Origin of the sequence: Synechococcus sp. MU1625 (assembly GCF_020514205.1) — a bacterium.
Classification (GTDB): domain Bacteria; phylum Cyanobacteriota; class Cyanobacteriia; order PCC-6307; family Cyanobiaceae; genus Parasynechococcus.
The window spans coordinates 93,158-109,274 of the sequence record NZ_VTLA01000002.1 but is presented as its reverse complement, the minus strand read 5'-3'; the positions used below and the strand labels follow the sequence as shown (position 1 = coordinate 109,274).

The following is a 16,117-nucleotide window of genomic DNA, read 5'->3' as shown; positions in this document are numbered from 1 at the left end:
CCCGGCAATGTCAGAGGCGGTCGCTTACATCAACAAGACTTCCCTGCTCGTCACCCCAACCACCCGCAGAGAAGGTGACCGCGCCATCCACCTCAAGCTGCTCATTGATCCAGCCCAGGATGGCCGGCCCAACCTGTGCGGGGGACGGCTCACCTTGAAAACTACGAAGGCTGAAGTGGTCGGCACCCTGCACCAACACCAAGCGGTGACCGAACTGCACGGCCTTGTTCTCACGCATCGGAGCGATGGCTTCTGAACCCGAAGGCACCACCCAATCGCGGGTGCCGCTGATCAGCAGCAACTTAGCCGGAAGGCTCTCCAAGCGACTGCCGTCGAACAACAAGTGCAAGGGCGGACTGACGGCCACAACAGCCTTGACCCTTGAATCGGCAACAGCGGCTTGGTTAACCCCCGACAGCCAACTGCATTGGAGCACCCAGCTGATGTTTCGCTCCGGATCCTTGAGGTCGTTGCAACGGGCTTTGAGTCTGTAATCAACAGGAACACCACCGGCCAACTGGAGCGTGGTGGTGGCTCCCCAAGAGTGACCCACCACCGCTACGGCATCGGTGTTCAAGTTGGCACCCTGCCGAAAACGCCCTGCACTGATGGCATCCAACAAAGCAGACACATCAAGGGGCCGAAGACGCAATTCTTCAGGCCCCGGTGGCGGCGCATCACCAGCGAGCATCGCCTTCTGCTGATTGAGATCGCTGCCGGGGTGATCTGGCAGCAACACGGTGTAGCCATGGGCAGCCAACACCTCGCCCCAACCTTCAAAGGATTCCGGATCGTCCCAGAGCCCGTGGGAAATCACGACCAAGCGACCATTCCCAGGCGCTGCAGGCTGAAGCGTCAGAACCCGCAGAGGTTTCGGGCGGTGGGGCACGGGCACCTGAAGAACCTCACGGGACCAACTGGGCCGCAGTGGCCCCCGCAGAGCAGCCGTCAAGGATGCGGGCTCAACGGAACGGGCCAAAGCAACCCCCTCCTCAAGATTGGTTTTAAGCCGGTTGGCCACCTCAGCGAGGCGCGATAGATCGATCGATGCCTGTTCTCCCGGCAACTCCCGCAAAAAACCAAGGATGTTGGGTTGCCCCCGGCGTTCAGCACGAATCAGGGCCTCGGTCAGCATGCGCCCGCTCACATCCGGCTCAACTCCTTCAAGAGCCACCACCTGCGTCGCCGCATGGAGGGCCTGCTCCAGAAGCGGCTGACCGGTCGATCCCGCCAGCAACGCCTTGGTTTCCAAGGGCAGTGGCGTGAGGAACACCTGGCGCAACAGCGGCAACAACTTGCCACCACTGGCCAGTTCAAGATCCTGCAGATCCGGACTGGACTGGATCAATTGTTCAGCGGACTCGCCATCATCGAAGTTGATCGTGATCTCCGTTTCCAGGAACGGCAGTCGCAACACCAGCCTCTCCAATGCTGAGGCTGGACCCCCGGTCAAGGCCAGAGAGATGCCGACACCCAGGGCCGCCAGGTGTGTCCGAAGTCGAGCCATCAAGCCGCCAGGGGAACGGGTAGTTCTGGTGGATGCTGCTCCAAAACCCTGCTGAGGTAGCGCCCTGTGTGACTGGTGGGGTGCTGGGCAACCTCCTCTGGAGTCCCCGTAACCAGAATCTCGCCACCCTTGTCACCCCCTTCAGGGCCAAGATCGATAACCCAATCACTGCAACGGATCACATCGAGATTGTGCTCAATGCAGATGATTGAATTGCCCTTGTCCACCAACCGCTGCATCACATCCATCAGCTTGTGAACGTCATAAAAGCTGAGGCCGGTGGTGGGCTCATCAATCAGATAGAGGGTCTTGCCGGTGGCCCGCCGTGACAGTTCCGTTGCCAGCTTCACCCGCTGGGCTTCACCCCCCGAAAGAGTTGGCGCCGGCTGGCCAAGTTTGACGTAGCCCAAGCCCACATCCACCAGCGTGCGTAACCGATCTGCCGCCTGAGGAATCGCATCAAACACCTCAGCGGCCTGCTCCACCGTCATCTGGAGCACATCAGCAATGGTGTAACCCTTGTATTTGACCTGCAGGGTTTCGCGGTTGAACCGAGCGCCCTTGCAGACATCGCACTGAACGTAGACGTCCGGCAGGAAGTTCATTTCAATCACATTCACGCCCTGACCGCGGCAGGCCTCACAGCGGCCGCCCTTCACGTTGAAACTGAATTGCCCCACCTGGTAACCACGGGCCTTCGCCTCCACCGTGGCAGCGAACACCTGCCGGATCGGATCAAAAGCACCGGTATAGGTGGCCGGATTGGATCGGGGCGTCCGTCCAATCGGGCTCTGATCGATCACGATCACCTTGTCGATCGACTTCAGACCCCGCAGCTCCCCAACACCCTGCGGAAAGGGGACTTTGAAACCCAGGCCGTTTTCCAGAGCCGGATGCAAAAGCTCATTCACCAGGGTGCTCTTGCCGCTGCCGCTTACACCGGTGACGGACACCAGCCGTCCCAGTGGAAACTCAACCGAAACGTTCTTGAGGTTATTGCGATTGCAATCGATCAGCTTGAGGGAACGTGAACCGCTCTCGCGGCGTTCGGCCGGCGTGGGAATGGAACGGCGGCCGCTCAGATAGGCACCGGTGAGGGATTCGCTGCTCGCAACCAAGTCATCAAAACTTCCCTCGGCCACGATGTGGCCACCATGGACGCCGGCACCGGGACCGATATCCACCACGTGATCTGCAGCACGGATGGTGTCTTCATCGTGTTCCACCACCACCAGGGTGTTTCCAAGATCCCTGAGCCTCACGAGAGTGTTCAGGAGACGATCGTTGTCCCGCTGGTGCAGACCGATGCTCGGCTCATCGAGCACGTAAAGCACCCCTGTGAGACCAGCGCCGATCTGAGTGGCCAACCGAATGCGCTGGGCCTCTCCGCCAGAGAGCGTCATCGCCGGACGATCCAAGCTGAGGTAATCCAGACCGACATCCAGCAGAAACTTCAAGCGCAGACGGATTTCCCTGAGCACCAGATCACCGATCTGAATCTGACGGGGACTCAATAAAGGCTCTGAACCCTCATAGGCACCAACGCCCATCAATTTTTCGATCCGTTCCAGGGTCTGACCGACGCTGACAGCAGTGAGTTCTGGAATCCGATAGGGACCAACCGTCACAGCCAGGGCTTCCGGTCGGAGCCGCTGACCGCCACAGGCTTCGCAAGGTACGAGCTCGAGATACTTCTCCAACTTCTGCCGTTGGGCTTCACCGCTGGCATCGCGAAGCTGCCGCTCGAGAATCGGAAGAATGCCTTCGAAAGGGCGGGTGTATCCCCCTTTGCCCTTGCGATACCGGCTATCGGCCTGAATCAAAATCGGTTCACGGCTTCCGTTGAGCAGCACATCCCGCTGTTCATCCGTGAGCTCATTCCATGGGGTCTTGATCTCAAAGCCGAAGGCTTCACCAACCGAGAACAACAGTGAAAAGTAATAGCTGTTGTCTTTCTCTGCCCAAGGGGCAACGGCGGAATAAACGGGCTGACTGGGATCCGGAATCACCCGGTCCACTGTGAATTTGCGCAGATGGCCGATGCCATGGCAAGCCTCACAGGCGCCGTAAGGGCTGTTGAACGAAAACAGTCGCGGCGATAGTTCCTCCATCACAGCGCCGTGTACGGGGCAGGCGAAGTTCTCGGAGTAGAGCCGCTCCCGTTCAACGCCGTCGGGAAGCTCCTCACCTTTCTTGGGCACGACCTCCACAAGCGCCAAACCATCGCCACGTTTGAGAGCCGTGCGCAACGAATCGGTCAGCCGTTCCTGCACCCCCTCACGGGCCACAAGGCGATCCACCACCACCTCGATGTTGTGGCTGTGGTTCTTGTCGAGTTCAATGTTGTCGGCTAGTTCGCGCACCTCACCGTTGATGCGCACCCGAGCAAAACCCTCAGCCGCCAGGCCACTGATCAGCTTGGTGTGGGTGCCCTTTTTGCCACGCACCACCGGCGCCAGCAACTGATACCGGGTTCCCTCCGGCAACAAAAGAATCTGATCGACCATCTCGTCGATGCTCTGCGGCTTAATCGAGCGACCGCATTTGGGGCAATGGGGTTCGCCAGCCCGGCCGAACAGCAAACGGAGGTAGTCCTGAATCTCCGTAACGGTGCCCACCGTGGAGCGCGGGTTGTGACTGGTGGATTTCTGATCAATGGAGATCGCGGGGGACAACCCTTCGATGGCATCCACATCGGGCTTGTCCACCTGGCCTAGGAACTGCCGGGCGTAAGCCGACAGACTTTCGACATAGCGGCGCTGCCCTTCCGCAAAGATCGTGTCGAACGCCAGCGAACTCTTACCGCTGCCACTCACCCCGGTGAAGACCACCAACTTGTTGCGGGGGATCGTGACGTCGACGTTCTTGAGGTTGTGCTGTCGAGCACCCCTCACCCGAATCACGTCATCCTGATTCGCCAGCGGGTCAGCTGAGTCAGTGATCTTGGCAGCAGCTCGCGCCATCAGGACCCGTTGGAAGGCCCAAAAGCTTAGGAAGAACCGAAGCCTTCAAGCTGTTCGCTGGTCCAGCAGGCTGGCTGCATAGGCATCGGCCTGATCGCCACCAGCGAGATCAGCCAGCTCCTGGCGACGTTCCTGGGTGTCCCGCAGTCGGGACACTCGCGAATGGGTCACGCCGTCCTCCACATGCTTGCTGACCCGGAAATGATGATCAGCAACCGCTGCCACAAGCGGTTGGTGGGTGACGCAAAACACCTGACGCTGACGGGCCAGAGTCTGAAGGAGATTCGCCATCGCTCCACTGACGCGTCCACTGACGCCGGCATCAATCTCATCGAACAGCAGCGTGCTGGACCCATCCACAGCGGCAAGAGTGGTCTTGAGCGCCAGCAGAAAACGGGACATCTCACCCCCAGACGCCACCTCCGTCAACGGTGCCATCGGCTGGCCTGGATTGGCAGAAAACAGGAACTGCACAGCATCCGCACCATGCTCAGCGGGATCACAGAGGGTGAGATCCACCTTGAAACGCACGTTGGCCAGCCCCATGGGAGGCAACAAGTCCAGCAACGAGGCCTCCAGAGCAGCCGCCGCCTTGGAACGCTCGCGATGCAACGCCGCATTGGCCTGATCACGCGTCTGGCGTCGGTCGTTCTCGTCCTGGTGCAGGCGAGCGAGATCCGCCGCGAATCCCTCAGCACCCAGACGATGAAACAGGTCATCTCGACGCTGAATCAAACCGGCCAGATCAAGGCCATAGCGGCGCTGCAGGCGTTTTAAAACCGACAGGCGGTCTTGGATCCGCTCGAGATGGTCTGGATCGCTCTCGAGTGCAAGACCGTACTGATCGAGGGAACGCAACAAAGCATCCACACCAGCCTCGAGATCCAGAGCCTGATCCCGCAGGGACTCAAGGGAACCATCCAGCTGGGCCATGGCCTGCAGCTCCTGGATGCACACCGCGAAATGATCCTGCAGAGAAGGCCCCTGATCCGCACCATCGCGGAGACGCCCAAACAGCACGGCTAGCCCCTCCAGCAGCCTCACGCCATGAACAAGGCGGTCCTGATCCTGTTCAAGCCGCTCCTGTTCGTCGGGGTCTTCCAGATCGGCAGCCTGCAGCTGCTCCAGCTGCTCCTCCTGTTCAGCCCGCTCCTGTTCGGAACGCTGCTGCTCCTGCTCGAGGGCCATCAGAGCATCAGCAGCCAGGCGCCATTTGCTCCAGGCATCAGCCACTTGCTGTTTGGTCGCCGCCAACGGGGAGCCACCGAGACGGTCCAACCAAAGACGTTGTTGCCCAGCGCGTGACAACAACTGGGTCTGGCCTTGAACGGTGAGATCAATCAGCAGTGGTCTGAGCTCAAGCAACTGCTGACGGTTCACAGTGCTGCCGTTCAGACGGCAGCGACTGGAGAAGCGATCACCGTCTTGCCGTTTCCACTCACGGCTAATTAGGAGATCCTCTTCAGGGTCAAACTCCGCCGCAACCAGCCACTGTTCAAGGGATGGGCTGAGTTGAAATGCAGCCTCAATCCTGGCTCGATCAGAACCACTGCGCAGCAGACGAATACCACTGGCCCCCTGGGCTCCACCGAGAACCGCATCGAGGGCATCAAGAAGAATCGACTTCCCTGCTCCGGTCTCACCCGTAAGCACCGTGAAGCCGGAGCTGAACTCCAGTTCAAGACTCTCGATCAGAGCGATGTTCTGCAGCAGCAGACCGGTGAGCACATCCAGCCCTGTGGTGATGCCGACCGTAGCGGCGGCCTGGGTCGTTTAGAAGGGGGGTCGCACATCCCTTTTATTGATGGCGCAAGAGCTCGGGGATTTCATCGAAGCCGCGGGGTTGCTCGAATACGACCCCGCCGCCATCACACGTATCTATGCCGGCCATCCCCAGCGGCTGATCCGACGACTCTGGCAAACCCTGGTACCCATCGGCTTATTGCTTCTTGGCGTCGCCTTCGACTGGATCTTCCAGTTACTAAAAGACGAGCAACGGGCCCGGAATCGAGCCCGCGAGTGCGCTGAGCTGCTGGTGGATCTCGGCCCCGCCTTCATCAAGGCTGGCCAAGCTCTGTCCACACGACCGGACATCGTCCCGCCACTGCTGCTGGAAGAACTGGCCCAGTTGCAGGACCAACTGCCTGGCTTCGACAGCGGCCTGGCCATGGCCTGCATCGAAGACGACCTGGGGGCACCGGTGGATGACATTTTCGAGCAGCTCGACCGGGATCCGATTTCCGCCGCCTCCCTGGGACAGGTGCACAAGGGAACCCTCAAAGGTGGCGCCAGGGTGGCGGTGAAAGTGCAGCGCCCCGGCCTGCGCGAACAGATCACCCTGGATCTGTACATCGTGCGCAACATCGCAGCCTGGCTGAACAGCAACATCGGACTGATCCGCAGCGACCTCGTCGCCTTGATCGACGAACTGGGGCGACGGGTGTTCGAAGAAATGGACTATCTCAACGAGGCCTCGAACGCTGAGACCTTCGCTGAGCTGCATCAGCACAACCCTCGAATCGCTGTTCCGACGATCTACCGCAGCGCCACCAGCCGCCGCGTGCTGACGATGGAATGGATCGACGGCGTCAAACTCACCAATCTGGATGCCGTTCGGGAACTCGGCGTCGATCCAGACGACATGGTGGAGGTGGGCGTGAATTGCAGCCTTCAACAGTTGCTGGAGCATGGCTTCTTCCATGCCGACCCCCACCCCGGCAATCTCCTGGCCCTCAAGGACGGACGCCTCTGTTATCTCGACTTCGGGATGATGAGCGAGGTCAGCCGCGAGTCCCGCACGGGCTTGATTCAAGCGGTTGTTCATCTGGTGAACCGCAACTTCGGGAAGCTCTCCAAAGACTTCGTCACCCTTGGTTTCCTGGCGGAAGACGTGAACCTGGAACCGATTGTTCCGGCCTTTGAGAAGGTCTTCAGCCAAGCGTTGGAAGCTGGCGTCAACCGCATGGATTTCAAAGCGGTCACCGATGACATGTCCGGTGTGATGTACAAATTCCCGTTCCGGGTACCGCCCTATTACGCCCTAATCATTCGGTCACTGGTCACCCTCGAGGGCATCGCTCTGAGTGTGGATCCAAACTTCAAGATTCTCGGTGCGGCGTATCCCTACTTCGCGCGTCGGCTGATGGAAGACCCAGATCCCCAATTACGTCAGAGCCTCAAGGAGATGCTGTTCGACGGAGATGCCTTCCGCTGGACCCGTCTGGAAAATCTTGTGTCTAGCGCTGCAAGTCAGGCCCAACTGGACCTGGAAGCGCTACTCGACCAACTGCTCGACTTCCTGTTCTCTCCCAAGGCGGGACTGCTTCGGGATCAATTGGTGACCGCCGCCGTGGAGAGACTGGACGCTCTGGGGTGGTCCACGATGCAGCGCCTGGGTCGACGTCTACCCAAACGACTGCAACCCTCCGCCATCGCCCAGACGCCTCCAGGGCTCTCGGATCCACTGATGCAACTGGAGCCAGTACGAGAATTGATTCAGGTGTTGCAGTCATTGCCGGGGTTCAAACCGGAACTTCTGCTGCGACGGATGCCCAGAGTTCTGAATGAGCCGGACACCCGCCGTATGGGATTCCAGGTGGCTCAAGGGCTGGCCGAACGAGGAGTTGTCCGCCTGGTACGGGTCGCCGCTGGAGTTCCTGCCTAAGTTCCTGAGAACACCGTCAGCGTGATGCTTCTCAAGCCCTTCACCCGTTCGTCACTGCTGGCTGTGGCGGCAGGACTTGGAATCGGTTGGAGCAGCGTCATGCAACCTCTGCATGCCGCCACGGATGTAGCCCTCGTCAGTGGTGCCTTCCGCCGCTCGATTCCCGTCAAGGAATTTGAACACCTGGCCGAGACCGGTGAAGCCATCGGCCTGCTGGGCGATCTGCTTGAACTGTCCGGGCAGAACCCTCAGGAGGTATCGCGGATGCTCAATCAGAGCCTCGAACTTCCGCTAGTGCTGACCAGCCGTTTAATCAATACACGGATCGGTGAAGCCATCCTGCGCCGTGCTTCACGCATCATCTACCCCATCTACACACCGGAACCCGAGGTGAGTGTTCCGGCGATCCGAGCAGGGGTAATCAGTGGATTGCAAAGCGAGGAAGGCCTCACCGCTGTGAGCTTTCTGAAGGGGTATCCCAATGCCGTTATGGCGGTGAACCTGCCAGCTTTGTTTGGGGTGATTGAGAAAGCGGAATCGATTGCCGGCCTGGTGCAGTTTTTCTCCGACTCCCCCTTGGACGGACTGAAGGACGCGCAACCCTGACCAATTCCTGAACGGACGCCGCCTAGATTCCGGAAATCCCCCCATCCCAGCCGGTGTCCCTGTTTCAGAACCTCCGTCGGCGTTTCACTGCCACCCCTGTGATGCAGGACTGGCCTGGACTGATTGAGGCCTATCGCAGCTGGCTTCCCGTCACCGATGCAACCCCGGTGATCACCCTTCGGGAGGGAGCCACTCCTCTGATTCCCGTGCCATCGATTGCGGAACAGATCGGCAAGGGGGTGAAAGTGTTCGTGAAATACGACGGCCTGAATCCCACAGGGTCCTTCAAGGACCGGGGCATGACCATGGCGATCAGCAAAGCCAAGGAAGCCGGTTGTGAAGCGGTGATCTGTGCAAGCACAGGCAACACCAGTGCAGCAGCAGCGGCCTATGCCCGGCGGGGAGGAATGCGGGCCTTCGTGTTGATCCCGGATGGCTATGTCGCCCAGGGAAAACTGGCTCAAGCTCTGGTGTATGGCGCTGAGGTCTTAGCGATCCGCGGCAACTTCGATCGTGCCCTGGACATCGTTCGGGAAGCGGCGGAGAAGTATCCGGTCACCCTGGTGAACTCGGTGAACCCCTACCGGCTTCAGGGCCAAAAGACGGCTGCTTTCGAAATCGTGGATGCCCTCGGAGACGCACCCGACTGGCTTTGCATTCCCATGGGCAACGCGGGAAATATCACCGCCTATTGGATGGGTTTTCAGGAATATCAGCAGGCGGGCCGGAGCCGGAACCTGCCCCGGATGATGGGCTTCCAGGCCAGCGGATCAGCTCCTCTGGTGAACAACACGACGGTGACGGACCCCGAAACCATCGCCACAGCCATCCGCATCGGCAACCCGGTCAACCGAGCCAAGGCCCTGGCAGCACGCGAAGCCAGCAAAGGAGCGTTCCTGGATGTCACCGATGCGGAAATCATCGCGGCTTACAAACTCTTGGGCGGTCAGGAGGGAATCTTCTGCGAACCCGCCAGTGCTGCATCTGTGGCAGGCCTGCTCAAACGCAAGGATGAAGTACCAGCTGGCTCAACGGTGGTCTGCGTTCTGACCGGCAACGGCCTCAAGGATCCCGACTGCGCCATCAGCAACAACGACGCCGCCTTCCACACCGACCTCAATCCCGATCTCGACACCGTTGCCAATGTCATGGGCTTCTAAAACGGCATTCCATCGACTTCCTCCAGCCCCCCAACGGGGGCTTTTTCATGGCCATTGGACAAAACCAGCCGACAAAGCGGCTGCAGAAAACAACCAAAAACCGAATGCACACGCTGTGGAAAACAGGTGAAAACAACTCCTCCGGCCAAGTGGATGGTTTTCCACCTGCTGTGAAGACGTGGAAAACAGGTCTGCACTCCCCATTCCGTAAAAAATTCTCCTCAAGCATTGGTGAAGCAGAACTCTCTTGACCACTGACTTTCAAGCAGCTTTCCCCCTTTTCCCCAGGCCCTACTACGACTGTTTTATTTTTATTTTTTTAAATCCATAAGAAGAAAACAGCCGAAAAGAGAATCCCATTGCGTTGGCCATTGCACTTCACCTCAGCCTGTGAAACGGTGGGGCACCTCAGCGCACTCAGGTCTTCAGGACGATGAAGGTGGTCTGTTCACAGTCCGAACTGAATAGCGCCTTGCAATTGGTGAGCCGTGCGGTGGCAACCCGGCCAACCCACCCGGTTCTGGCCAATGTGTTGCTTACGGCCGATGCTGGAAGCAATCGCCTCAGCCTGACGGGGTTCGATCTGAGTCTGGGGATTCAGACCTCTCTCGCCGCCAGTGTGGAAACCAGTGGAGCGATCACGCTTCCGGCCCGATTGCTGGGAGAGATTGTCTCCCGTTTATCCAGCGATTCTCCGGTCACTCTCGCGGTAGAAGATGCCGGCGAGCAGGTTCAGCTCACCAGCCTTAGTGGCAGCTATCAGATGCGCGGTATGAGTGCTGATGACTACCCCGATCTCCCGATGGTGGAGAGCGGCATGACGCTCAAACTTCAGCCTGAACGGTTGGTGCAGGCGCTCAAGGGCACCCTGTTCGCGAGCAGCGGCGATGAAGCGAAGCAACTGCTCACCGGTGTTCATTTGAAGTTCAACCAGCGGGCTCTAGAAGCTGCTGCCACCGATGGACACCGCCTTGCTGTACTCAATGTTGACGACGCTCTGCAGGATGCGGCCATCGCTGATGCCGTTGATGAACAGGGTTTCGCGGTGACCCTCCCCGCACGTTCTCTTCGAGAGGTCGAGCGTTTGATGGCGTCCTGGCGTTCCGATGAACCCGTCAGTTTGTTTTGTGATCGTGGCCAAGTGGTGTTTCTCGCTGCCGACCAGATGGTCACCAGTCGCACGCTCGAGGGCACGTATCCCAATTACGGCCAGTTGATTCCCGATGGATTCACCCGCACGTTCGGGATGGATCGTCGTTCATTGATTGCTGCTCTGGAACGCATTGCTGTTCTTGCTGATCAACACAACAACGTCGTGAAATTCAGCAGTCAGCCTGAGGAGGGTGTTGTGTTGATCAGTGCTGATGCACAGGATGTGGGCAGCGGCTCCGAGTCACTACCAGCCAGCCTTGATGGTGATGCCATGCAGATTGCTTTCAATGTTCGCTATTTGCTGGATGGTCTCAAGGCCATGGGCTCTGATCGGATTGTTCTGCACTGCAATGCACCCACCACGCCGGCTGTGCTTCGTTCCGATGAAACGTCTGAAGCTTTCACGTATCTGGTAATGCCCGTTCAGATTCGTTCCTGATGTGTCTCTTCCGGATCAGCTTCTCCTCAGTGATCTTCTGAGTCATACCGTCCGTTGTGATCTGGGCTTGGATCACGGACCTGGGGTAATGGCCTGGATGCATCCGCCTGTGCATCGGTTGCTGGGTTGGGTCAGCCGACCGTCAGCTCTGCGTATGTCTCGCGATGTGTGGCGTTTGAACCAATGTTGTGGTTTTACGGATCAGCAGGTGTTTGTGCGCGGCGAACCGGCGGTCACCGATCAGGTGATGCTGGAACGCTTGCCGACGTTGATGGAGGCAAACTTGCTGGATCGTGATGGTGAGCGCATCGGCAGCGTTGTTGATCTTGATTTCCGACCAGCGGACGGCGCGATTCTTCACTATTTGATCGCCCGCAGCGACCCGCGACTTCCAGGCAGTTCCCGCTGGCGTTTGGCTCCGGATCGCATCCTTGACCAGCAACCGGGCCAGATTCAAACCGCCCTGATGGGATTGGATGATTTGCCGATGGCCCGCGCCAGTGTCCGTCAGGACCTGCTCCAACGCACCCAACGTTGGCGGGACCAGTTGCGCGTCATGGGTGACCGGGCCGGCGATCGCCTGGAGGGTTGGTTGGAGGACTCGCCAATGGATGATCTGCGGCCAGAGCCCATCCGCTCTTCGCTAGGGGACGTTGAATCAGAGGCCGTTTCTGAGCGTGAATCTGAGGTCTGGGACGACGACAGCTGGGAGGAAACTCCGTCCCCCCGCCGCCGACAGGACGAAGACCCCTGGGTCTGACGGTCGGTCGGCAACACTGGGGGGAGGTGCTCCGCGATTCGTGGTTTCCTCCCCTGCGTACGACATAGCTGCAGCCCTGAAGCAGGAAGGGCTTAAGCCCAGTGACTGGGATGAGATCTGTCGGCGGCTCGGTCGCGAGCCGAACCGAGCTGAGTTGGGCATGTTCGGTGTGATGTGGTCCGAACATTGCTGCTATCGCAATTCCCGGCCCTTGCTGAGTGGTTTCCCCACTGAGGGACCGCGCATTTTGGTAGGACCTGGAGAAAATGCCGGCGTGGTCGATCTCGGTGGAGGCCACCGGTTGGCCTTCAAGATCGAAAGTCATAACCACCCCTCCGCCGTTGAACCCTTTCAGGGGGCGGCAACAGGGGTGGGCGGGATCCTGCGTGACATCTTCACGATGGGCGCGCGTCCGATCGCGCTGCTGAATGCCCTGCGCTTTGGTCCCCTTGAAGACTCCGCCAATGTTGGCCTGATGGAAGGTGTGGTGGCTGGCATTGCCCACTACGGCAATTGCGTTGGCGTGCCGACGGTGGGGGGTGAGGTGGCCTTTGATCCCTCCTATTCCGGCAATCCCCTGGTGAATGCCATGGCACTCGGTTTGATGGAGACTGAGGAGATCGTCAAATCCGGAGCGATCGGCGTTGGCAATCCCGTGGTTTATGTGGGCAGCACCACCGGCCGGGATGGCATGGGCGGAGCCAGCTTTGCCAGTGCTGAGCTGAGTGCCGATTCCTTGGATGATCGCCCCGCCGTTCAAGTGGGTGATCCGTTTCTGGAGAAAGGGCTGATCGAAGCTTGTCTTGAGGCCTTTGCCAGTGGTGATGTGGTGGCAGCGCAGGACATGGGTGCTGCTGGGCTCACCTGCAGCTGTTCGGAAATGGCCGCCAAAGGGGGTCTGGGGGTGGAGCTGGATCTCGACCGTGTTCCGGCCCGTGAAACCGGGATGACGGCTTACGAGTTTCTGTTGTCGGAATCCCAGGAACGGATGTTGTTTGTGGTCAAGGCCGGGCGGGAGGAGGCGTTGATGCAGCGGTTCCGTCGCTGGGGATTGCAGGCGGCGGTTGTGGGCATGGTGCTCCAGGAGCCGATTGTGCGGGTGTTGCATCACGGTGCTGTTGCTGCTGAGGTGCCCGCCACAGCTCTTGCCGATGACACCCCGATCGAAAAACATGCTCTGTTGCAGGAGCCCCCGGCGGATCTTCAGGCCCTCTGGAGCTGGACCGAGCAGGAGCTTCCTGAGCTGAGCGATGCAGCTGCAGCTCTGCTTCAGCTCTTGGACGATCCCACCATCGCGAGCAAGCACTGGGTTCACCGTCAGTACGACCAGCAGGTGTTGGCCAACACAGTGGTGTCATCCGGCGCAGCCGATGCCGCTGTGGTGCGGCTGAGACCTCAGCAGGGTGACGGATCGATGGCTGCGTCCAACCGTGGTGTTGCCGCCACGGTGGACTGCCCCAACCGTTGGGTCGCTCTTGACCCCGAACGTGGTGCGCAGGCGGCCGTCGCTGAAGCAGCACGCAACCTCAGTTGTGTGGGAGCTGATCCCCTGGCGGTCACCGACAACCTTAATTTCCCTTCACCGGAAACGCCGAAGGGGTTTTGGCAGTTGGCCATGGCCTGTCGGGGGATTTCCGACGCCTGCCGCGCCCTTAATACCCCCGTTACCGGCGGGAATGTCTCCTTGTACAACGAGACCAAACAGGATGACGGCACGATGCAGCCGATTCATCCCACGCCGGTGATCGGCATGGTTGGTTGTGTGGACGACATCGGTCGTGTGACTGGTTTGGCTTGGCAGCAGCCCGGCGATTCACTCTTTCTCATCGGCGTTCCGCCGGATGATGTTGCAGATCCCAGCCTTGGTTTGTCGGGCAGTGCTTATCAGCAGCAGAGCCTTGGCTCTCTGGCAGGACGTCCGCCCCAGCCCGATCTCGTTGTCGAAGCCGCAGTGGGGTGTCTGGTTCGTGAGGCCATCGCTCAGGGTCTGCTGGCCTCCGCCCATGACTGCAGTGATGGTGGTCTCGCTGTGGCTTTGGTTGAATCTTGCATCGCTTCTGATCTCGGCATCAATGTGACGTTGACGACAGGTTCAGCGCGTTTGGATCGGGTGCTTTTCGCTGAAGGCGGCAGTCGCGTCATTGTGTCTGTGAACGCAGCCTGCCTCCCTGGCTGGGAGCAGTTGATCGGAGCCCGTGCAGGACTCTCTGTCACCTCGCTTGGCAGCGTCACAGCGGAGCCTCGCGTGGTGATCCGATCTGAATCTGCAGTTCAGCTCGATCTTGAGGTTGAACGGTGCGCAGCTGTCTTCCGTGATGCGTTGCCCCGACGGATTCATTCGGAGTGATTGAGTCAGGCGTTTCCTGACGGCCGATTCTCTTCCTTTTCTCTCTGTCTACGGATTCATCATGTGCGGCATTATCGGCATGTTCTGTGTTGACTCAGTCAACCAACAGATCTACGACAATCTGCTTCTGCTTCAGCACCGTGGGCAGGATTCGGCTGGGATTGTCACGATGGACAATCACACCTTCCATGTGCACAAACAAAAGGGACGTGTGCGTGAAGCGTTTCGCACCCGAGACATGCGAAAGCTTTTGGGCAATGCTGGTATCGGTCATGTTCGCTATGCAACCCGTGGTGCTGCTGCTTCTGAGGAGGAAGTTCAGCCCTTTTATGTGAATGCTCCCTATGGCATCACCTTTGTTCACAACGGTAATCTCACCAACACTCTTCAGCTCGAGCAGGATCTATTCAGGATTGATCGTCGTCATACAAATTCGACGAGCGATACGGAGATGTTGCTCAATGTGTTGGCTACCGAGGTTCAATCTCAGCTCACGGGACGAGATCTCACGCCGGATCAGTTGTTTGATGCGGTGGCATCTCTGCATCACCGCGTTCAGGGCTCCTATGCAGCCATTGCTCTCATTGCGGGTCATGGAATGCTGGCGTTCCGTGATCCCTATGGAATTCGTCCTCTAATTTTGGGTAGGCGTTTATCCGACCAGGGTCAGGAGGAGTGGATTGTCGCCAGTGAGTCGTTGGTGATTGAGAACAGTGGCTACGAGATCGTTCGCGATGTTGATCCTGGTGAGGCCGTATTTATCGACGTCAACGCCAACTTGCACCAGCGTCAGTGTGCAGATTCTCCTCGGTTGATTCCTTGTGCTTTTGAGTACGTCTATCTGGCACGGCCTGATTCTCTAATGAATGGTATTTCAGTCTATGAGTCGCGTTTAAGGATGGGTGATCGTCTTGCTAAAACGATTTCTGAAACATTACCGGCTGGAGATATCGATGTTGTGATGCCTATTCCGGATTCAGCGAGGCCTTCTGCGATGCAGGTCGCCAAGCAATTGGGTCTTGACTATCGCGAAGGTTTTTATAAGAACCGCTATGTCGGTCGAACCTTCATTATGCCGGGTCAGGCGGAACGAAAAAAATCAGTACGTCAGAAACTAAATGCCCTTGGTACTGAATTTGCCGGCAAGAATGTGTTAATTGTCGATGATTCTATTGTCCGCGGTACTACCTCCCGCGAAATTGTTCAGATGGCGCGTAGTGCCGGTGCCAATAAGGTGACATTTACATCAGCGGCTCCCCCTGTCCGCTATCCCAATGTTTATGGAATCAATATGCCGACCAGGGCGGAACTCCTTGCCCATGGTCGAACAATTGATGACATTTCAGATGTTCTTGGTGCTGATCATGTTGTTTATCAGACCGTTGAGAATTTGCTGGAAAGTATTGTCGAAAATACCGACATCAAGGATCTAGAGATGTCTTGTTTTGATGGGCATTATGTAACTGGTGGTATTGATGAAGAGTATTTCAGGTGGTTGGAGCAGAATTGCAGCTCCTAA

The 16,117-nt window shown here is 58.5% G+C and carries 11 protein-coding genes; 8 read left to right on the top strand and 3 right to left on the bottom strand.

Annotated elements, in window-relative coordinates; translation table 11 throughout:
* Window positions 1-10: 10 nt before the first annotated feature.
* From FZX13_RS06445 to recN, 3 genes are read right to left on the bottom strand one after another with little or no spacing between them, the layout of a single operon-like run.
* The gene (locus FZX13_RS06445) at window positions 11-1,507 is read right to left on the bottom strand and encodes an alpha/beta fold hydrolase (RefSeq protein WP_226408554.1); all 1,497 of its coding nucleotides are present in this window, start codon (window positions 1,505-1,507) and stop codon (window positions 11-13) included.
* Window positions 1,507-4,470, bottom strand: coding sequence for an excinuclease ABC subunit UvrA (gene uvrA, locus FZX13_RS06440; RefSeq protein ID WP_226408552.1), 2,964 nt, complete (start codon window positions 4,468-4,470; stop codon window positions 1,507-1,509). The genes FZX13_RS06445 and uvrA overlap by 1 nt, the downstream gene beginning before the upstream one ends.
* Before the next feature lie 45 nt (window positions 4,471-4,515).
* A complete protein-coding gene (recN, locus tag FZX13_RS06435; protein WP_226408550.1) occupies window positions 4,516-6,198 on the bottom strand; it encodes a DNA repair protein RecN in 1,683 nt (560 codons plus the stop codon).
* A gap of 76 nt (window positions 6,199-6,274) precedes the next feature.
* On the opposite strand from recN, the gene FZX13_RS06430 reads away from it, so the two are divergent.
* From FZX13_RS06430 to purF, 8 genes are all read left to right on the top strand, one after another.
* Complete coding sequence (locus tag FZX13_RS06430) at window positions 6,275-8,134, top strand: AarF/ABC1/UbiB kinase family protein (RefSeq protein ID WP_226408548.1); 1,860 nt, start codon at window positions 6,275-6,277, stop codon at window positions 8,132-8,134.
* 24 nt (window positions 8,135-8,158) lie between these two features.
* Entirely contained in the window at window positions 8,159-8,740 is a 582-nt protein-coding gene (locus FZX13_RS06425) for an alpha/beta hydrolase (protein ID WP_226408546.1), read from the top strand.
* Between the two features lie 101 nt (window positions 8,741-8,841).
* Window positions 8,842-9,900, top strand: a complete 1,059-nt coding sequence (gene thrC / locus FZX13_RS06420) for a threonine synthase (protein ID WP_226408823.1) — start codon at window positions 8,842-8,844, stop codon at window positions 9,898-9,900.
* A gap of 47 nt (window positions 9,901-9,947) precedes the next feature.
* Window positions 9,948-10,151 carry a hypothetical protein gene (locus FZX13_RS06415; protein ID WP_226397558.1) on the top strand — a complete coding sequence of 68 codons (204 nt, stop codon included), beginning with the start codon at window positions 9,948-9,950 and terminating at the stop codon, window positions 10,149-10,151.
* Between the two features lie 182 nt (window positions 10,152-10,333).
* Window positions 10,334-11,491, top strand: a complete 1,158-nt coding sequence (gene dnaN / locus FZX13_RS06410) for a DNA polymerase III subunit beta (RefSeq protein ID WP_115024709.1) — start codon at window positions 10,334-10,336, stop codon at window positions 11,489-11,491.
* Between the two features lies 1 nt (window position 11,492).
* Window positions 11,493-12,251 (top strand): RNA methyltransferase, encoded by a 759-nt coding sequence (locus FZX13_RS06405; protein ID WP_226408544.1) that lies wholly within the window; start codon window positions 11,493-11,495, stop codon window positions 12,249-12,251.
* Between the two features lie 40 nt (window positions 12,252-12,291).
* Complete coding sequence (purL, locus tag FZX13_RS06400) at window positions 12,292-14,598, top strand: phosphoribosylformylglycinamidine synthase subunit PurL (protein WP_226408542.1); 2,307 nt, start codon at window positions 12,292-12,294, stop codon at window positions 14,596-14,598.
* Between the two features lie 61 nt (window positions 14,599-14,659).
* A complete protein-coding gene (gene purF / locus FZX13_RS06395) occupies window positions 14,660-16,117 on the top strand; it encodes an amidophosphoribosyltransferase (RefSeq protein WP_226408540.1) in 1,458 nt (485 codons plus the stop codon).

Coding starts and splice junctions, on each gene's coding strand:
- FZX13_RS06445 (WP_226408554.1), bottom strand. CDS start 1,507: ATGGCTCGACTTCGGACACACCTGGCGGCCCTGGGTGTCGGCATCTCT.
- uvrA (WP_226408552.1), bottom strand. CDS start 4,470: ATGGCGCGAGCTGCTGCCAAGATCACTGACTCAGCTGACCCGCTGGCG.
- FZX13_RS06430 (WP_226408548.1), top strand. CDS start 6,275: ATGGCGCAAGAGCTCGGGGATTTCATCGAAGCCGCGGGGTTGCTCGAA.
- FZX13_RS06425 (WP_226408546.1), top strand. CDS start 8,159: ATGCTTCTCAAGCCCTTCACCCGTTCGTCACTGCTGGCTGTGGCGGCA.
- thrC (WP_226408823.1), top strand. CDS start 8,842: ATGCAGGACTGGCCTGGACTGATTGAGGCCTATCGCAGCTGGCTTCCC.
- FZX13_RS06415 (WP_226397558.1), top strand. CDS start 9,948: ATGGCCATTGGACAAAACCAGCCGACAAAGCGGCTGCAGAAAACAACC.
- dnaN (WP_115024709.1), top strand. CDS start 10,334: ATGAAGGTGGTCTGTTCACAGTCCGAACTGAATAGCGCCTTGCAATTG.
- purF (WP_226408540.1), top strand. CDS start 14,660: ATGTGCGGCATTATCGGCATGTTCTGTGTTGACTCAGTCAACCAACAG.